Source organism: Micromonospora sp. NPDC005172, from assembly GCF_040608555.1.
Classification (GTDB): domain Bacteria; phylum Actinomycetota; class Actinomycetes; order Mycobacteriales; family Micromonosporaceae; genus Micromonospora.
This window is the reverse complement of record NZ_JBEXIL010000004.1, coordinates 167,155-184,408: the sequence shown is the minus strand read 5'-3', so window position 1 is coordinate 184,408 and position 17,254 is coordinate 167,155. Positions and strand designations below refer to the sequence as shown.

Here is a 17,254-nt window from a genome sequence, read left to right as displayed (position 1 = left end):
ATCAGGCGGCGGAACGCACCGCGCTGCCCCGCAGGATCGCGGTCAGCGCATCGACGACGCGGTCCTGGTCGGCGTCGCTGAGTCCCGGGTAGAGCGGCAGCGACAGCTGCTGGGCGTAGAACGACTCGGCCACCGGACACGACCCGCGCCGGTAACCCAGGTCGGCGAAGGCGGGGTGCCAGTGCACGGGGATGTAGTTGACCTGCACACCGATGCCGGCGGCGCGCATCCGGTCGTACACCTCACGGCGACGGCCGTCGAGCACCCGGATCGGGTAGAGGTGCCACGCCGGGTCGGCCCACGACCTGCGGACCGGCAGGCGTACCCCGTCCAGGTTGGCCAGTGCCTCGTCGTAGCGGGCGACGAGCGCGGTCCGGCGGGCCGTGAACGCGGCGAGCCGGCGCAGTTGACTGCGGCCCAGCGCGCAGAGCACGTCCGGCAGGCGGTAGTTCAGCCCGAACTCGTGCACCTCCTGGTGCCAGCCGCCCTCGTCCGGGTGGCGCAGGTCGGCGCGCTCGCGGACCATGCCGACGCCACGGAACCGGCGGGCCCGCTTCAGGACCTCCGGGTCGAGCGCGGCGACCGCGCCTCCCTCGGCGGTCGTCAGGTTCTTCGTGGGGAAGAACGAGAACGTGGTCAGGTCGGCGAGCGAGCCCACCGGCCGGCCACGGTACGTTCCGCCGATGGAGTGCGCCGCGTCGGCGAGCAGCAGCGCGTCGCTGCCCGCCAGCGTCGCGCGCAGCGCGTCGTAGTCGGCCGGGTGTCCGGCGTAGTCGACAGCGGAAACCACCTTGGTACGTGAGCTGACCGCCGCCGCCGCGGCAGCCGGGTCGAGGCAGAACGTCTCGTCCTCGACGTCGGCGAACACGATCTTCGCGCCGAGCGCGACGGCGCTGCTGGCGGTCGCCACGAACGTCATCGGTGGCACCACCACCTCGTCGCCCGGTCCCACCCCGGCAGCCGCGTACGCGACGTGCAGCGCCGCCGTGCCGTTGGAGACCGCGGCGACGCCCACCCCACCGGTCCAGCGGGCGAGGTCGGCCTCGAACGCGTCGACCTGCGGGCCGGTGGTGAGCCAGTCGCCGCGCAGCACGTCGGCGACTGCTGCGACGTCGTCCTCGGAGATCGACTGCCGGCCGTACGGGAGCATCCCCGTCATGCGGTCAGGCCGAGCATGTCGCGCAACTGCTCGACGCTGAGCCACTCGTCGTTGGTGTCCGACTGGTAGGCGAAGCCGTCCGGCACGGGCTCGCAGTCGACCGGCGGCTGGTAGCCCCAACCGGCGATGGTCGGCTGGACGATGTAGCGGTCCTTGGCGCGCAGCGTCCGCCGGCTGTCGTCCGGGGCGATCATCTCCTCGTGCAGCTTCTCGCCCGGCCGGATGCCGATCTCGTGGGTGGTGGCGTCCGGGGCGACGGCCTCGACCAGGTCGAGGATGCGCATGCTGGGAATCCGCGGCACGAACAGCTCGCCGCCCTGCATCTGGTCGAACGAGTCCATGACGAACTGCACGGCCTGCTCGAGGGTGATCCAGAAGCGGGTCATCCGCTTGTCGGTGATCGGCAGGCTCTTGCCCTCGGCGGCCAGCCGGTGGAACAGCGGGACGACCGAACCACGGCTGCCGACCACGTTGCCGTAGCGCACCACGGAGAACCGGGTCGGGTGGTGCGCGGCGTAGTGGTTGGCCGAGACGAACAGCTTGTCGCCGACCAGCTTGGTGGCGCCGTACAGGTTGATCGGGCTGGACGCCTTGTCGGTGGAGAGCGCGATGACCTTCTTGACGCCCGCCTCGATCGCGGCGTCGACGACGTGCTGCGAGCCGGTGATGTTGGTGGCGATGAACTCCGACGGGTTGTACTCCGCGGTGTCCACCTGCTTGAGGGCGGCGGCGTGCACGACGTGGTCCACGCCGTGCATCGCGCGGGTGAGGCGGTGCCGGTCCCGGATGTCGCCGATGAACCAGCGCAGGCGCGGATCGTCACCGAGCTGCTGGCGCAGCTCGTACTGCTTGAGCTCGTCGCGGGAGAAGACCACCACCCGTGCGGGGTCGGCCTCGGTGAGGATGTGCCGGAGGAAGGTCCTGCCGAAGGAACCCGTTCCCCCGGTGATCAGAATGGACGATCCATTCAACTCACTCAATTTGGTGCTCCCGTGATCGTGGATGAACCGGCGGCCCTCGGCCGGCCGACCGGGGTGAGACGCTAACCGCGGCGGGTTAACGCACCGGCGCTCGCGGGTTAACCGCTTCCCCTGGGGTCGTGAATGGCGGGCACCGCGCAGGCGAACACTTCCGACCGTCCGGCAAGCGGACTGACCAGGGGAGATTCGGCCGCTACAGTGGCCGCGCGAGCGACCCGGCAGCCCCTGCGCGTCGGCGGTGCCGTGTTCACCCGACATCCGCGCCGCCTCGGTGCGAGCGGGTCATCCCCGAGCGTCACCGGCCGCGCCGGCGTGCCCAGCGGCCGGCCGGCCGGCAGTTCAGGAGGCGTTGATGGCAACCGGCAGCGACGTGATGGCACGGCCGGCGGTACCGGCCGAGACGTCGACCGAGACACCCGCACGCCGATGGTTGGTGCCGCTGCTGCTGTTCGTCGGGTGGGTGCTGAGTGTCGCCTGGCGCATGTGGCTGTCGCGGCACATCGCGCTGCCCATCGCCCACACCGACGAGGACAGCTATCTGAACACCGCCCGCGCCCTCGCCGGTGGTCCGGGCGGGTTCAGCAGCGAGAACGACCTGCTGCGTCGCGTCGGCTATCCCATGCTGATCTCGCCCGCGTTCCTCGGCCACCACGACTTCGCCGACAGCTACCGGCTGGTCCAGCTCATCAACGCGATGGTCAACTCGGCGCTGCTGCCGCTGGCGTACCTCCTCGGCCGGCGGGTGCTCCGACTGCCCCGCGCGTCGGCGCTGCTCGCGGCGGCCGCGGCGGCCACCCTGCCGGCCACCGCCTTCTACGCCGGGGTGGCGATGATCGACACGGTGATGGCGCCGCTCGTCGTCGCGTGGCTGCTCGCCGTACACCGCTGGATCGAGCGCCCCGGGCCGCTCGCGGCGGCCACCGTCGGCCTGCTGGTGGGGGCGTTCCACCTGCTGCACTCGCGCGGCCTGGTGATCGTTGCCGTGCACGCCGGCCTGGTCCTGCTGCTGTTCGCCCGCCGCCGGGTCACCCCCCTCGCGGTGCTCGCGGCGCTGCTGCCGGTGCTGGCCCTGGCGCTGGTCAACGAGGCCGGCATCCGCCTCCTCGGGGACAAGGTCTACCTGCTGGGCAGCACCCCCGGCGGCGGCACCGTCGCCGCGGTCGCCTCCGGGCAGGGAGTGGTACGCGTCGCGGCGGCCGTCACCACCCAACTCTGGTACCTCGTGGTGATCACGTTCGGACTGGCCGGATTCGCCTGGGCCGCCGCCGTCAAGGAGCTGTGGCGTCCACGCCACGGTGACGCCACCCGTTGGACGATGGGTGTCGCGCTGGTCGTGAGCGTCGGGGTGGCCAGCGGAGCGTCGGTGATCCTGGCCGGCATCACCGGCAAGCCGCTGGACGCGATCTACGGCCGCTACGTGCAGATGCTGGCCCCGTTCTGGCTGCTGGTCGGGCTCGGAGTGCTGCTCACCGAGGAGCGTCGGGTGGTGCTGCGCCGGGCGGCGGTCGCGGTGGGCCTGTTGGTCGCCGGTGGCGCGCTGGTCGCCGTCCGGCTCGCGTACGTGGCCAGCCGAGGGCACTCGCTGCGCTACGGCGGCTTCGGCGCGCCGGACCTGATGGCGTTGACCGACGGCTGGCGGGAGATGCGTCCGGTGCTCGGGTCGCTGCTCGGCATCGGCGCGTGCGTCCTGCTGGTGGCCGCCGTCCGCGTGCCCCGGCTGCGGCTGCCGCTGCTCGGTGTCCTGGTCGTGGTCAACCTCCTCACCATGCAGGTGATCGACCAGCGGCTGGTGCGACCGATGGCGGCCAGCACCGCGCCGACACCCCGGGTCGCCGACGTCGGCGTACGCCCCGGCGAGCGCGTCTGGGCCTCCACGGGCGTGCACTACATCCTGCGGTTCAACCTGAGCCACCAGGTGACCTGGACCGACGTGCGGTGGTTCCGCGAGCAGCCACCCGCCGCCGCGCAGGTGGTGTTCGCCCGCTGGGCCCCCGGCCAGCCGGACGACTGGAACGGCGCGAAGTACGGTTTCGTCCGGCTCGGCGGCAACGAGGAGCAGCACTGGGCGGCCTGGCGGCGCGCCTGATCCGACGCCCGTTCCGCCCGGTGGCATCCGCGTTTCGATGAACGGCGGATGTCCACCGGGCGCACCGGCGGTTAACGTTTTTCCGCCATCGCGGAAATTGTGCGCCAATCAGCGCTGGCGGCGATCCTCGCGGGCCAGGGAAATCGGGATGACGGCGATTTCACGACCGTCGGAAATTTCCTGTCGCGGTGTGTCCTCGACGAATCGGAAACGCCGGTTCATCTGTCGTACGACGGTGTTGTGCGCCAGCACCTCCCCGTCGAGCCGCGCCAGGTGCAGTCCGTCGAACGCGTACTCCACGGCCTCCCGCATGACCCCCAGCCAGGCCGGCAGCGTCGCGCCCCGCTCGGCCAGCCCGTCCGCGTCCAGGTAGAAGCCCCACGCGCCCGTACGCGGACCGTCCAGCCGCAGGTCGAAGAAGGTGACGACGCCGCAGGGCGTGTCGTCGTGGACGTACACCAGGACCCGTCGCGTCGGGTCGGCGCGCACCGCCGACCACCACCGGGCGTGCTCCTCGGCGGTGATTTCGTGGCTGGTCTTGCTGACCTGACGGTTGGTTTCCTGATTACGCCAGGACAACATCAGATGAACGTCGTCCGCCGTCGCTTCGCGTAGCACGTGCTCCCGCTTTCCTGTCTGTTCACATCCGGTCGGAGCACCTTACCCGGGCCTACCGGGAAAGCAGTTATCCATTCGTTGGGTTGTAGACTCCGGCGCATGAACGAATTGAGTCGCGCGCAGATCCGCGACCTCATGGCGCAGGTGCTCAAGAACCAGGACAAGGAACTGCCCGCCGACGACGCGGCGCAGCTGCGGGACATCGGCTTCCGCTCGCTGGACTTCTCCGAGCTCGCCCTGCGGGTGGAGGACGAGACGGGGGAGGAGCTCAACTTCGACGCTCCCGGCCTGCGTCGCATCGCCACCGTCGGCGACGTCCTCGACTTCCTCGTCGAGCTTGTGCAGCAGTGACCGTCGCGACACCCCGCCCGGCCGGCGCAGGCGTAGAACCGGCCGGCGTCGACAACCGCCTCGTCGTGGGCGGCGCCCCGCTGACCTGGCGGACGCTGCCGGCGGCGGAGCTGCCCGACCCCGCCGCGGTGCTGGCGCGCTCGGCCCGGCACGCGCTCGCCGCCGCGCGGCAGCACGCCGTGCACGGCACCGAGCTGCTGCTCAGCAGCGCGAGCCGGGTGGACGCGACAATGCGCGCGGAGCTGCACGACGCCGGGTTCACCGTGACGGTCCTCGACGACGACGGCGCGCACCCCAGCGCGCCCGCCCGACCACGCGCCGCCGAACCCGGCCGGCTGTGGCTGCTGACGTCCGGCTCGACGGGCCGTCCCAAGCGGGTCGGGCACACCCTCGACACGTTGACCACCGTGCGGGCCGACCAGCCCGACCGGACCTGGCTGTGCCCCTACGCCCCCGGCACGTACGCCTGGTGGCAGGTCGTGACCCTCTCGCTGACCCAACCCGGTCAGCACCTGGTGGTGGTCGACCCGGACGAGCTGGACGACTGGCCCGTGGTCGCCGCCGCGCACGGGGTCGACGCCGCGTCCGGCACGCCCACCTTCTGGCGGCGCACCCTCTACCGGGACGCCGCCGCGCTCGCCCGGGTGCCGTTGCGTCAGATCACCCTCGGTGGCGAGCCGGTGGACCAGGCGATCCTCGACCAGCTGCGCGAGGTCTTCCCCGCCGCGCGGATCTCCTGGATCTACGCGTCCTCCGAGGTGGGCGCGTCCATCGTGGTGCACGACGGGCTCGCCGGGTTTCCCGTCGAGTGGCTGGACCGGGAGACCCCGGGTCGCCCCATCCTCTCCGTGCACGACGACGAGTTGGTCGTCACCTCCCCGTACCACGGGGTCGGGTTGTCCGGTCCGGTCCGCACCGGTGACCGGGTGCAGGTGGTCGACGGGCGGGTGCTGATCACCGGCCGGCTGGACTCCGACGAGATCAACGTCGGTGGGAGCAAGGTCTCCGCCGGTGTGGTCCGTGGCGTGCTGACCCAACACCCCGGCGTGGCCTGGGCCCGGGTCACCGGCCGCCGCGCCCCGGTGCTCGGCCGGATGGTCGTCGCCGACGTGGTCCTCGCGCCCACCGGAGACTCTGCCGACGCGGCCCCGGCCCGGGTTGACGGTTCCGCCGAACACACTGACGCTCCGCTGCCCGACGAGGCCGCGCTGGTCCGCTGGTGTGCCGATCGGCTGCCCGAGCACGCCGTGCCCCGCCGGATCCGTGTGCTGACCGAGATTCCCGTCAAGGAGACCCTGAAGAGCGATGTCTGACCCAGCCCACACCCAGCTCGTCCCACCCAGCTCCGTGGTCCTCGTCTCCGGCGGTTCCCGGGGGCTCGGCCTGGCCATCGTCACCGACCTGCTCGACGCGGGCGTACGGGTGGCCGCGTTCGCCCGTACCGTCACCCCCGAGTTGGAGAAGCTCGCCGCCGAGCACCCCGACCGGGTGCACGTCGGTTCGGTCGACGTCACCGACCTGCGCGCCGCGCAGGGCTTCGTCCGAGAGGTGGAGCAGCGCCTCGGCCCGATCGACGGCATCGTCAACAACGCCGCGGTCGGGCAGGACTCCCTGCACGTGCACACCGCCACCGACGACATCGCCCGGATCATCGAGACCAACCTGACCGCGCCGCTGCAACTGACCCGGCTGGTGATCCGTCGGATGCTCGGCAAGGGGCTGCGGGGCCGCGTCGTCAACATCACCTCGATCTGCGCGCAGCGCGGTTACCCGGGCCTGGTCGCGTACTCGGCCACCAAGGGAGGAATGGACGCGGCCACCCGCTCGCTCGCCCGGGAGCTCGGCGGTCGGATGCTCGTCAACGCGGTCGCACCCGGCTTCTTCGCCTCGGAGATGTCCGCCGTGCTCGGCCCGACCCAGCTCGACCAGATCGTGCGCCGCACCCCGACCGGCCACCTGACCGAGCCTGAGGAGGTCGTACCCGTGGTACGGATGCTGCTGCGCGAGCACACCAACATCAACGGCCAGGTCATCGTGGTGGACGGTGCCGCCTCCATCTGACCTGCGGCCGATGCTGCCGGCCGCGCACCGCCTGGTCGACGCCGGCCCGGCCGCGCCGCCGTCGGCACGCCCGGTGCCGGGACTGCTCGCCAGCGCCGAACGGCATCTACGAATCGGTACGCCCGCCGAGCTGGCCGACGCGACGACCCGCAGTCATCTCGACGACGGACGCTGCGTCGGCTGGTACGGCCCGCCGGTGCCGGGCTGGCGAGTGGCCGTCGACGCGGAGCGCGCCGATGCCCCGGTACCCCCGGCGCTTGCCCGGCGGTTCGGCGCGGGCGACTTCTGGGCCCGGTGGACCCGGGCCGAGTGCTGCTGCAAGTTGGCCGACGTGCCGATCGCGACCTGGTGGCGTCGGCACGGACTGGGCACTCCGGTGGACGGCACCATCCTCTGGCGCACCCTGCGCGTCGCCGACCTGGTGGTCACCATCGGCCTCGCGCCCGGCAGCTCACCGGCCCAGCAGCGTCAGCCCGGCCCAGCCCAGCCACGAGGGTGAGCTGAGCCGGGCCGGGCTGGGCTGCGTCGGTCAGATCACGTCCCAGCTCAGCGGGGTGCCGCGCGGAACGTCGGTGGTGAAGGTGCGACCCAGCACCTTGTCGATCTCGACCGGGGCCAGTCCACCGGCCGGCCGGATCGATCGGACGTTCTGCGCCGTCACCGTCTCGCCGGCCCGGACGTCCTCGACCACGAACAGCGAACGACGGAACCGCAGCCCTTCCCGCTCGGCCGGCGTCGGGCCGACGGCGCTGCCGCCCAGCGCCGCGTACGCCCGGCCCGACTCGTCGACCAGTGCGGTCAACTCCGCCGGGTTCAGCGAGAAGTCCGAGTCCACGCCGCCGTCGGCCCGGTCGAGGGTCACGTGCTTCTCGATGAAGCAGGCGCCCAGCGCCACCGAGGCGACCGCCACGCCGATGCCGGGCGTGTGGTCGGACAGCCCGACCGGCACGTCGAACGCCCCAGCGAGCACCGGCAGTCGACGTAGGTTGCTGTCGGCGGGCGGCGCTGGATAGGACGCGGTGCAGGCCAGGAGGACGATGCCCGCCGCGCCGCCGTCGCGGGCGGTCCGTACGGCCGCGTCGATCTCGGCCATCGTCGCCATCCCGGTCGAGATCACCATCGGCCTGCCGGTGCTGGCCACCAGCCGGATCAGCGGCAGGTCCACCAACTCCGACGACGCGATCTTGTAGGCCGGAGCGTCCAGCGACTCCAGCAGCTCCACGGCGGTCGCGTCGAACGGGGACGAGAAGACCGTCAGCCCGCGCTCGCGGGCCCGCGCGAAGATCGGGGCGTGCCACTCGTACGGGGTGTGCGCCCGCTCGTAGAGGCGGTACAGGTTCTCCCCGCCCCACAGCTCGTGCCCACCGGAGATGCGAAAGGCCGGGGTGTCGACGTCGATCGTGATCGTGTCCGGCCGGTACGTCTGCAGCTTGAGCGCGTGCGCGCCGCTCTCGGCGACCGCGTCCACGATGGACAGCGCCCGGTCCAGGTCACCGTTGTGGTTACCGGACATCTCGGCGACCACGAACGGTCGCTCACCGGCACCGACCACGTGCGGTCCGATCTTGATTGTCGACGTCATTCCGACCTCTGTTCCCCTACGCCCGCACCGACGTGCGGTGGTGCTGTCGTCGTCCCCCGACGGGCGGACGACCTGAAAAACTCCGGTTCGGCCCTGCCGGCGTGCCGTGCGTGGCCGGTCACGTCAGGCGGCCGCCGGCCAGCGCGTCCGAACGGTCCGCCGTGCCGCCGGTGTGCCCGGCGTTCGACCTGCTCACCGGCGTCGCCGCTTGGGAGGGTTCGTCGGCCGTCGACGAGTCGGCGCCACCGGCCGGGCTGGGCCGTCGCCACCGGCCGGTGACCCGGTGCGCCTGCCGCAGCGCCGAGTACGCCAGCCAGTCACCGCGTCCGACCAGGCGGTGCTTCAGCCCGGTGACGCCCGACGGCATCGGATAGCCCCCCGTGGGCAGGTATCGGCGGTAGTGCTCGGCCACCCGGTGGAAGAAGGCGCGCCGCAGGTGCGGGTGCAGCCGGTCGTCGTTGCCGACCACCACCAGGTAGTGGCTGATCATCAATTGGAACAGCTCGGCCCGCAGGTCCTCGTCCGGGTGCCGGCGGGCGACCCACTCCATCAGCCGCTCGTACTGGCCGAACGCGTCGAAGTGCCGGCCGCTGCGGGTGGAGGTGATCGCGCCCTGACGGCCCTGCCGGTACAGGTAGCAGACCCGGTCCAGCACCGAGATCTTCTCCGCGCCGATCAGCAGGGGGTGGCTGAAGGGGATGTCCTCGTACCAGCCGGGGAAGAAGCGCAGCTCCAACTCGTCGAGGAAGGCCCGGCGTACCACCTTGTTCCACGCCGTGTGCTGCACCCGCAGCAGGTGCGGCTGGTCGGCCAGGCGGGCCACGCCCGGCACCCCGCGCAGCAGGTGGCTGCTCGCGTCGACCTCCCGCCGGCCGTCCTCGTGCACCCGCAGGTGGTCCAGCATCAGCACGTCGGGCTGGTGTTCGCGCAGCCGGTCCAGCACCGCCGCGATCGTGCCCGGTGGCAACCAGTCGTCGCTGTCGACGAACCAGACGTACTCGCCGGTGGCCACGTCGAGGCCCGCGTTGCGGGCCAACCCCAGACCGACGTTCTCCTTCAGGTGTACGACGCGGACGGTGTCGCGCCCGACGGCGTAGGACCGCAGCATCGCGCCGCAGCCGTCCGGGGAGGCGTCGTCCACGGCGATCAGCTCGACCGCCTCCGACTCGCCCGCCGGGATGTCCGCCCGAATCGACTCGAGGCACTGGTACAGGTACGCCTCGACGCCGTAGACAGGCACGACGATGCTCAGCAGCGGCGCGTGCGTCGGCTCATTGACCACCTCGCCACCTTTGACGACGTGGGTGGCCGGCCCCGGAACCACACGTGGCCGACGATGGTGGAGTCCCTGAACACCGGCGAAGCGCAAGGTTAACAACGGCCGCCCGGTTCACCCGGGAGTGACCCGGTAGGGTGCCTCGGTGCGGTCCTGCCGGGCCGTCGCGGGCGTCGCCGTCGCGTCGTCCGACGCTGCGGGCCCAGGAGGAGACGTACGTGCTGGTGACCCTGCGGAGCGTCGGGACCCCGGCATGACGAGCACCGCCGACGCGCCGGCCGCGCCGCCCGCCCCCGCGCGGTTGCCCTCACTGACCGGGCTGCGGTGGATCGCCGCTCTGCTGGTCTTCGGGTTCCACGCCGGGACGATGCGGATCATCGCCGAGCCGGACTACAAGGCCGTCGTCGACGCCCTCTTCACCCTCGGCCTGTCCGGGGTGCAGTTCTTCTTTATCCTCAGCGGCTTCGTGCTGGTCTGGTCGGCCCGCCCGGGCGGTTCGCGGCTGACCTTCTGGCGTCGCCGCGTCGCGAAGATCTACCCGAACCACCTGGTGCTGTGGGCCGCCGCGCTGCTTGTCGCCTGGTGGTTCGCCGATCCCGTCCTGCCGGCCGTCGCCGTGGAGAATCTGCTGCTGTTGCAGGCCTGGGACCCCCGGCTGGGCTGGTTCTACAGCGTCAACACGGTGAGCTGGTCGCTGTCCTGCGAGTTCTTCTTCTATCTCTGCCTGCCGCTGGCACTGCCCCTGCTGCGCCGGGCGCGACCCGCGGTGCTCTGGACGCTTGTCGTCGCGCTGCCCCTGCTGATCCTCGCGCTCTGGCCGGCGCAGCACCTGGTGCCCGAGGCGAGCCGCTGGTGGTTCACCCAGATCTTCCCGCCGGTGCGGTCCCTGGAGTTCTGGCTGGGCGCGGTGGCGGCCGAGCTGATGCTCCGGGGTCTGTGGCGCGGACCTGGCCTGACGACCGCCACCGCGATCTTCGTGGGCACCTGGGTGGCCGCCGGGCAGTGGATCCGCGCCGAGTTGTGGACGACCCTGCTCGCCGTCGCGTACCTGCTGGTGATCACCGCCGCCGCCGACGCCGACGTGCGGAACCGGCGCTCGCCGTGGCGCTCGCGTCCGCTGGTCTGGCTCGGCGAGGTCTCCTTTGCGTTCTATCTGGTGCACGTGCTGGTGATGACCAGCGTGCTCCGGCTCAGTGGCGACTGGGGGACCGGCTTCCGGGGCTGGCAGGGGCCCGCGGTGGTGCTCGGGTTCCTGCTCGTGAACCTGGTGCTCGCCGGGTTGTTGCACCGCTACGTCGAGACGCCGATGATGCGCCGGCTCGCGCCGCGCCGTACTCGTCGAGCGCCGATCGTCCCCCACCAGCGCGCCCCGGAGACCGGAGGCGTCGACCCCGACGTCCCCGGCGAATCCGCCCGCGCGCCCGCGCAAGATCGCACTCGATCCCGGTTGTAGTGGTCTCGTGAGCCGACTGAGGCCACTACATCAACGATCGAGCACGATCTTGACGGGCGCGGTGGCACCCACCAGAGCCGGCTCTCACGCCACCATGTCCACGCTGGTCGGACGGGGTCGGCGCGGCGCGGGCCGACACGCCCGTCGCCGATGCGTCCGGGCGGTCCCGACGGTAGCGTGAGGACGTGCTCCCGGTCGCGCTCACCTGTCCCCTGTGGTGGGTGGCGCGCTGGGCGGCACGGGTGCTGACCAGCCTCGCCGTGCTGTCGCTCGCCCTGGGCGCGGCCCCGGCGCTGCTGCCGGCATCGACCGCAGCGGCCCCGCCGCCCACCATCGGGTCGCTCGCCCTCGCGGAGCCGCTCGGACCGTCGATCGCGGCCCTCACCGACCGCGCCGTCACCGACCGCGCGGCTCTCTCCGGCCGGGCCGCTGCCCAGCACGCCGGCGGGGACCCGGTCGCCGGGGCGCGGGCCGACGCCGGGCCGGCGCGGTCCGTCGACCCGCAGCCTGCGCTGAAGGATGCCTTGGCCGTCCTGCCAGGCCCGCCGGCGGCCGGCAACCAGGCCCGCACGGCCGCTGAGCCCTCGCTCCGAGCCGCCGGCCCGGCCAGCCGAGCCTCCCGAGCGCCGCCGGCCTAGCGGGTCACAGGCGGGGCGTCACGCCGTCCGGCGAGCGCCGAGTCGTATGCCAGACGCCGGTCTCTACCCGGCCACCGGACCCCCAGGCCGACCATTGGGCCCACGGGCCTGCCGTCGACCTGAGCGCCCCGCCACCGCACCTGACGACACACCGCCCGCACCCTCGCCGTGCGGCATCCCATCGCTGACGTGCTCATGCCGAGGAGCCGACCATGGAAACCGTCGTCTTCTACCAGTTCCTGACCGAGGTGCCCCAGGCCGCCGCCATCTGGTCGGCCCTGTTCCTGCTGGCGCTGACGGTCCTCGCCGTACTGGTGGCCCGCCCGGAGCGGGACTCGCCGGCGGCTGACCCGACGCCGCCGACACCCACCGCCCGAGAGCTGGCCGCCGCGGAGATCGCCGACCTGCGCCGGTACGCCGAGGAGGTGGCCGTCGCCGCCGCCCGAGCGGCGCGGACCGCCCGACGCCGTCGCGCTGACTGGCTGGTCGCTCAGGACGAGGCGCAGCAGGCGTGGACGGCGTACGACGAGGCGGACACCGCGGCCCGCCGGGTCGCCACCGCAGGGGCGTTGCCGACTCCCCGGACCCCGCACACCCCCGGCGAGTACGCGGCCCGGGAGCGCTATCTGCACCGAGCCGCGATGGCGGCGTACTGGCGCGGGGAGCTGACCATGGCGCAGCTCGGTGACGTGTTCGGGCACCGGCGTGGCTGGGACCCCCGCCGACACCCGGTGGAGCAGGAGGTGCTGCTCGTCCGGGCGATCCGTGACGCGAGGCTGGCGGAGCACCGGGGGGCCGTGCAGCGGGAGCGGTCGGCCTGGCGGGACGCGGAGGTGGCCGCCGAGTCGGCGCGCACCCTCGCCGAGGAGGCGTACGCGGCGGCAGTGCGGTCGCGGCCGGGCCCGGCGCGGTCACGGCGTACGGCGACGCGGGCGTCCCGTACGGCAGTCGTGGCGCGCTGGCGTCCGGCTCGGGCGGGTTGAGCCCGATCCGTTATGTGAGGCGCGCCACCGGCGGCGGAATCGGGCGACCGGCATCATCGGGGGCCATTGTTCCTGGCATTGCGGCGGCGTTGTCGGCGGCCTGTCCGGTTGTCGCCCACAGGTCCCGGCGGAACCGGTTGTCCCATCGAGTCACGTCAGCGGCAAGACGCGCAGAAATTGCGGGGCTAATCGATGTTTACGCAGGTGGGCGCGGCTTGGCAGAGTGCCCACCGGCCAGTACTGTCGTCCCGTCCGGTGCGGTAACCGATCGCAGGAGGCGACGCCGCGCCGACCCGCTCAATCGTGATCAACGAACCGGGGACCCACAGTAAGTCCGGGGTGAATCCGCGAGCCACGGCCCGCGGTAGGGCGATCTTCCCGCCCGAATCCGTCAGCTAACCCGGTAGGCGGTGACGGAAGGAGTTCCATCCTCGTGCAGCACCCCTCGACCCCACAGTTGTTCCCCCGCCTCCACGGCGTCGCGGTGTCCCCGCTCATCCGCCTCGTGACGGTGAGCTGACCCCCAGGGTCACCGCCCTTCCCGCCCGGCCGTGCCGGGCGTTCCCCTGAGCGGTCCACCATCCGCGGGCCACGGCCCGCGCGTTGGCGCCTGCCCGGATACCGGCCGAGCCCCGGTGTGCCGCTCACCCCCCGAACCGTGGAGGACCTCGTGAAGCACACCCTGAAGCGCCAGCTCCGTCGTCTTGCGACCGAGCGCCCGTACCAGATCGTCGCCGCCTCCGCCGCGGCCCTCGCCATCGCCACCACCACCGGCGCCCTGGTCGCCGGCGCCGCCGACGCCCCGGCCGGCCAGCACACGCCGACCACGGTCGCCGAGATGCGCAGTGACACCGTCGCCTCCCGTGGCGAGGTCCGGTCCGCGGCCCCGTCGCCGAGCACCGCGCCGAGCACCGCCGCCCCGGCCACCAGTGCCGCGTCGCCCGCCGCGAAGGCCACGAGCAACCCGGACCTCACCCGTAAGCCGACGCAGCCGAAGCCGCCCGCGACCAAGGTGCTCGACTACGACTACGAGGCGCAGAACACGTACTACAACTGCGGCCCGGCGGCCACCCGCAACGCCCTGAGCGCCAGCGGCATCGACCGTACGCAGGAGGAGTTGGGTGCCGAGCTGGGCACCACCGAGATGGGCACCAACTCGGCTGAGGACACCACCCGGGTGCTCAACGCCGAGGTGAAGGGCTCCCCGTACCGCACCCGCATGTTCGAGGGCGCGCCCAGCCCGGCCCAGATCGACCGCCTTGCGGCCGACGTCGTCAGGGCCATCACCGACGGCCGGGGCGTGGTGGCCAACGTCGTCGGCGACGCCACCGACACCGACGGCGGTTGGCACTCCTACGGCGGCGGGCACTACATCGCCGTCGTGGGCTACAAGGACAACGGCCGGACCGTGCGGATCGCCGACTCGGCGAACCCGGCCGACCCGGCGTACTGGGTCACCACGATCGACCTGGCCAACTGGATCACCAGCCGGGGCTACTCCGCCTGATCCAGGCGGACACCCCACGACGCCGCGGGCGCCGCGTCCCCACGAGGGGCCGGCGCCCGCGGCGTCTTCGTTGCCGGGCGGCGACCGCCGCTGAACGGCTCTCGTACCGGGCGGCGAACCGTGGGAGACTGCGGCCGTGGCGGAAGAACCGGGTGGTCAAGCCGGCCGTGAGCCGATCCTGTTGCTGCTGCACGGCATGGGGGCGACAGGTGACGTGTGGCTGCCCTGGGCACCACTTCTGGAACAGCACTGGCCCGGGCGGTGGTCGGCACCCGACCTCGCCGGCCACGGCTGGTCGGCGCCACTGCCGTCGTACTCCTTCGAGGGTTTCGCCCAGCGGGTCGCGCAGGGCCTGACCCCCGACGACCGCCTCGTCGTCCTCGGGCACTCGCTCGGTGGTGTGGTCGGCGTGGCGCTGGCGGCCCGCGCCGCCGGACTGCCGGTGGACGCGGTGGTGGGGCTGGGCATCAAGGCGGTCTGGTCACCCACGGAGCTGACCCGTGCGGCGGAGCTGGCAGCCCGTCCGGTGGGCTGGTACGCCACCCGCACCGAGGCCGCCCGCCGCTACCTGCGGGTCGCCGGTCTCGCCGGCCTCGTCGCACCGGACCACCCGATGGTGGACGCCGGCCTGCGTCAGGTCGATGGCCGCTGGCGGCTCGCGATGGACACGAGCGCGTTCGCCGTCGGCGAGCCCGACCTGGCCGGGCTGTTGGCCGCCACCGACGTGCCGGTGGTGCTGGCGCGCGGGGAGCACGACCCGATGGTCACCGACGCGCAGCTCAAGGAGTATGGGGTACCGGTCGTCACGCTGCCCGGCCTCGGGCACAACGCCCATCTGGAGGACCCGGCGGCGGTGCTGGAGCTGCTGGAGCCGTACCGCTAGGCGGGTGCGGGCGCGGGCAGTTCCCGCGCCGACGTCAGCTCCCGGCGGGCCGCGGTCAGGAAACCCTCGGCGTACGACTCGGCCGGGAAGTCGCCCAGGTAGCGGCGGCGGGTGACCCAGCGTGCGTCGGCCAGCGGGTCGGTGTCCAGCAGGGCCGTGAGTACGACGTCCACGTTGGACATGTCGCGCCGCAGCACGTAGCCCGACCCGGCCAGTGGAAAGCGCTCGGTGAACCGGTCACCCTCGTCGCCCATGTCGGTGACCGCGTACGGCTTGCCGGAGTAGAGGTAGTCCGAGATCACCCCGGAGACGTCGGAGATCAGCGCATCCGAGCGGTTGACGCACTCGGTCAGGCTCAGCTCCCGGGCCGCCGCCCCGGTGACGTGCTGCCGCCCGCTGCGCGCCCGGTCGGCGGCCAGCAGCTCGGTGAGCCGGCTCAGGTGCCGGGCCGACGTCGGGTTCTGCGCGGTGTACGGGTGCGCCCGCAGGATCACCGTCGCGCCGCGCTCCACCAGCCTCCGCAGCAGCGCCTCGGCCACCGGCAGCGAGCAGTAGTCGGCGTCGGCGTGGTGCCCGGTCCAGGTCGGGGTGTAGAGCACGGTCGGGTGGGCGAGCCCTCGTGTCGGCTCCTGGCGTACCTCGATCGACTCCACCTGGGGACGGCCCACCACCACGAACTTCTCCGCCGGGATCTGCACCCCGGCCCGGGCGTACCTGTCGATCGCCGCCGGACCGGCCACGAAGATCCGGTCGAAGATCCCCGACACCGGGTTGGCGCTGGGTGCCTTGTCGCTGTCGCCGTGGTGCAGTTGCACATGGGTGAGCTGGGTGAACCGGATGCAGTGGCTGTTCTTCGCCCCGTGGTTGACGTAGAAGGCCACCCGCAGGCTCGGCACCAGCGCCTCGTCCATCGCCCGCAGGGTGGGGCAGTAGACCACCGGCGCGTCGGTGGCCGCGGCGAGCGGCGCGAGGAACTCCGGCTCGCGGACCAACACCAGGAAGGGCCGGCCGATCCGTTCGAGGTACGGCAGCCACATGGTGACCTGGTATTCCGAACCGGGTGGCGCGGAGAAGTAGAGCAGGAACTTCGGCTCGTGCCGACGCAGCGCGCGGGCCACCTGCCCACCGCCGGCGGTCGGCCGGAAGCGTCGTCGGGCCAGGTCCAGCGCGACGGCCCCGGCGCCGGCGGCCACCAGCATGCTCGCGGCGAGCGCCACGGCGGCCGGCAGGGTCAGCGCGGCGGCGACCGCCACCACCGCCAGCAGCCCCAGCAGGGCGACGCCGAGCCGGTCGGCGATCAGCGGAGTCCAGGCGCGTACCGGCAGGTTCGCCGCCCGGATCTCCAGGTTGCCCGCGGTGCGCAGCGGCCCCACCAGCAGCACCAGCCCCAGCAGGACCAGGGCCGTGGCGGCCAGCGCCGGATCGAACCCGTCGTCGAGCCGACGGGCGTAGCCGACGAGGACCGCCGCGGCGATCAGCGCGGTCTCGGCGACCAGGTCCGCGCCGGGCCGGACCCGCTGCTCGACGGCCGCCGCCGCCAGCGCGGCGACGGCCAGCGCGAGCCCCCATCCGGTGACGCCGGTGAGGGCCAGCACGACGAATGCCAGCACCGCGAGCCCGGTGCTGAGGCATCGGGCGGCCAGCTTGCGGACCAGGTCACCACGCATGTTGCTCCGT

General features: G+C 72.7%; 16 protein-coding genes and 1 riboswitch. Of the genes, 10 read left to right on the top strand and 6 right to left on the bottom strand.

Annotated features, from left to right (window positions below):
* Nucleotide 1 precedes the first annotated feature (1 nt).
* Together ABZV06_RS04775 and pseB are read right to left on the bottom strand one after the other, a co-directional pair.
* Nucleotides 2-1,159, bottom strand: a complete 1,158-nt coding sequence (locus tag ABZV06_RS04775) for an aminotransferase class I/II-fold pyridoxal phosphate-dependent enzyme (RefSeq protein WP_355618667.1) — start codon at nt 1,157-1,159, stop codon at nt 2-4.
* Entirely contained in the window at nt 1,156-2,139 is a 984-nt protein-coding gene (gene pseB, locus ABZV06_RS04770) for a UDP-N-acetylglucosamine 4,6-dehydratase (inverting) (protein WP_355238108.1), read from the bottom strand. Before pseB ends, ABZV06_RS04775 begins: the two co-directional genes overlap by 4 nt.
* 352 nt (nt 2,140-2,491) lie before the next feature.
* Between pseB and ABZV06_RS04765 the strand changes: the two genes are divergently transcribed.
* Nucleotides 2,492-4,225, top strand: coding sequence for a hypothetical protein (locus tag ABZV06_RS04765; RefSeq protein ID WP_355618664.1), 1,734 nt, complete (start codon nt 2,492-2,494; stop codon nt 4,223-4,225).
* A 108-nt stretch (nt 4,226-4,333) separates the two neighbouring features.
* On the opposite strand, the gene ABZV06_RS04760 is transcribed toward ABZV06_RS04765, so the two are convergent.
* Complete coding sequence (locus ABZV06_RS04760) at nt 4,334-4,843, bottom strand: GNAT family N-acetyltransferase (protein WP_355618661.1); 510 nt, start codon at nt 4,841-4,843, stop codon at nt 4,334-4,336.
* 99 nt (nt 4,844-4,942) lie between these two features.
* On the opposite strand from ABZV06_RS04760, the gene ABZV06_RS04755 reads away from it, so the two are divergent.
* The 4 genes from ABZV06_RS04755 to ABZV06_RS04740 are packed head-to-tail and all read left to right on the top strand — an operon-like array spanning nt 4,943 to nt 7,754.
* Nucleotides 4,943-5,194 carry an acyl carrier protein gene (locus ABZV06_RS04755; RefSeq protein ID WP_355618658.1) on the top strand — a complete coding sequence of 84 codons (252 nt, stop codon included), beginning with the start codon at nt 4,943-4,945 and terminating at the stop codon, nt 5,192-5,194.
* Nucleotides 5,191-6,507: an AMP-binding protein gene (locus ABZV06_RS04750; protein WP_355618655.1), complete on the top strand. Its 1,317-nt coding sequence runs from the start codon at nt 5,191-5,193 to the stop codon at nt 6,505-6,507. Before ABZV06_RS04755 ends, ABZV06_RS04750 begins: the two co-directional genes overlap by 4 nt.
* Nucleotides 6,500-7,255 (top strand): SDR family NAD(P)-dependent oxidoreductase, encoded by a 756-nt coding sequence (locus ABZV06_RS04745; protein ID WP_355618652.1) that lies wholly within the window; start codon nt 6,500-6,502, stop codon nt 7,253-7,255. The genes ABZV06_RS04750 and ABZV06_RS04745 overlap by 8 nt, the downstream gene beginning before the upstream one ends.
* The gene (locus ABZV06_RS04740; protein WP_355238090.1) at nt 7,239-7,754 is read left to right on the top strand and encodes a hypothetical protein; all 516 of its coding nucleotides are present in this window, start codon (nt 7,239-7,241) and stop codon (nt 7,752-7,754) included. The genes ABZV06_RS04745 and ABZV06_RS04740 overlap by 17 nt, the downstream gene beginning before the upstream one ends.
* 30 nt (nt 7,755-7,784) lie before the next feature.
* Here the strand turns inward: ABZV06_RS04740 and pseI are convergent, their stop codons facing one another.
* On the bottom strand, nt 7,785-8,837 hold the full coding sequence (gene pseI, locus ABZV06_RS04735; protein WP_355618649.1) for a pseudaminic acid synthase: 1,053 nt from the start codon (nt 8,835-8,837) through the stop codon (nt 7,785-7,787).
* Between the two features lie 118 nt (nt 8,838-8,955).
* Complete coding sequence (locus ABZV06_RS04730; RefSeq protein ID WP_355618646.1) at nt 8,956-10,119, bottom strand: glycosyltransferase; 1,164 nt, start codon at nt 10,117-10,119, stop codon at nt 8,956-8,958.
* A 247-nt stretch (nt 10,120-10,366) separates the two neighbouring features.
* On the opposite strand from ABZV06_RS04730, the gene ABZV06_RS04725 reads away from it, so the two are divergent.
* From ABZV06_RS04725 to ABZV06_RS04705, 5 genes are all read left to right on the top strand, one after another.
* Nucleotides 10,367-11,566: an acyltransferase gene (locus tag ABZV06_RS04725; protein ID WP_355238081.1), complete on the top strand. Its 1,200-nt coding sequence runs from the start codon at nt 10,367-10,369 to the stop codon at nt 11,564-11,566.
* 185 nt (nt 11,567-11,751) lie between these two features.
* Nucleotides 11,752-12,204, top strand: a complete 453-nt coding sequence (locus ABZV06_RS04720) for a hypothetical protein (RefSeq protein ID WP_355618643.1) — start codon at nt 11,752-11,754, stop codon at nt 12,202-12,204.
* A 212-nt stretch (nt 12,205-12,416) separates the two neighbouring features.
* Nucleotides 12,417-13,187 carry a hypothetical protein gene (locus ABZV06_RS04715; RefSeq protein WP_355238075.1) on the top strand — a complete coding sequence of 257 codons (771 nt, stop codon included), beginning with the start codon at nt 12,417-12,419 and terminating at the stop codon, nt 13,185-13,187.
* A 284-nt stretch (nt 13,188-13,471) separates the two neighbouring features.
* Nucleotides 13,472-13,612: riboswitch (cyclic di-AMP (ydaO/yuaA leader) on the top strand.
* 233 nt (nt 13,613-13,845) lie between these two features.
* Complete coding sequence (locus tag ABZV06_RS04710) at nt 13,846-14,694, top strand: C39 family peptidase (RefSeq protein ID WP_355618640.1); 849 nt, start codon at nt 13,846-13,848, stop codon at nt 14,692-14,694.
* Nucleotides 14,695-14,830: 136 nt separating this feature from the next.
* Nucleotides 14,831-15,577: an alpha/beta fold hydrolase gene (locus tag ABZV06_RS04705; RefSeq protein ID WP_355238069.1), complete on the top strand. Its 747-nt coding sequence runs from the start codon at nt 14,831-14,833 to the stop codon at nt 15,575-15,577.
* Here the strand turns inward: ABZV06_RS04705 and ABZV06_RS04700 are convergent.
* Complete coding sequence (locus ABZV06_RS04700; RefSeq protein WP_355618637.1) at nt 15,574-17,244, bottom strand: CDP-glycerol glycerophosphotransferase family protein; 1,671 nt, start codon at nt 17,242-17,244, stop codon at nt 15,574-15,576. The two genes, ABZV06_RS04705 and ABZV06_RS04700, sit on opposite strands and share 4 nt — an antisense overlap.
* Nucleotides 17,245-17,254: the final 10 nt, after the last annotated feature.

Coding starts and splice junctions, on each gene's coding strand:
- ABZV06_RS04765 (WP_355618664.1), top strand. CDS start 2,492: ATGGCAACCGGCAGCGACGTGATGGCACGGCCGGCGGTACCGGCCGAG.
- ABZV06_RS04755 (WP_355618658.1), top strand. CDS start 4,943: ATGAACGAATTGAGTCGCGCGCAGATCCGCGACCTCATGGCGCAGGTG.
- ABZV06_RS04775 (WP_355618667.1), bottom strand. CDS start 1,159: ATGACGGGGATGCTCCCGTACGGCCGGCAGTCGATCTCCGAGGACGAC.
- ABZV06_RS04715 (WP_355238075.1), top strand. CDS start 12,417: ATGGAAACCGTCGTCTTCTACCAGTTCCTGACCGAGGTGCCCCAGGCC.
- pseI (WP_355618649.1), bottom strand. CDS start 8,837: ATGACGTCGACAATCAAGATCGGACCGCACGTGGTCGGTGCCGGTGAG.
- ABZV06_RS04725 (WP_355238081.1), top strand. CDS start 10,367: ATGACGAGCACCGCCGACGCGCCGGCCGCGCCGCCCGCCCCCGCGCGG.
- ABZV06_RS04745 (WP_355618652.1), top strand. CDS start 6,500: ATGTCTGACCCAGCCCACACCCAGCTCGTCCCACCCAGCTCCGTGGTC.
- ABZV06_RS04700 (WP_355618637.1), bottom strand. CDS start 17,244: ATGCGTGGTGACCTGGTCCGCAAGCTGGCCGCCCGATGCCTCAGCACC.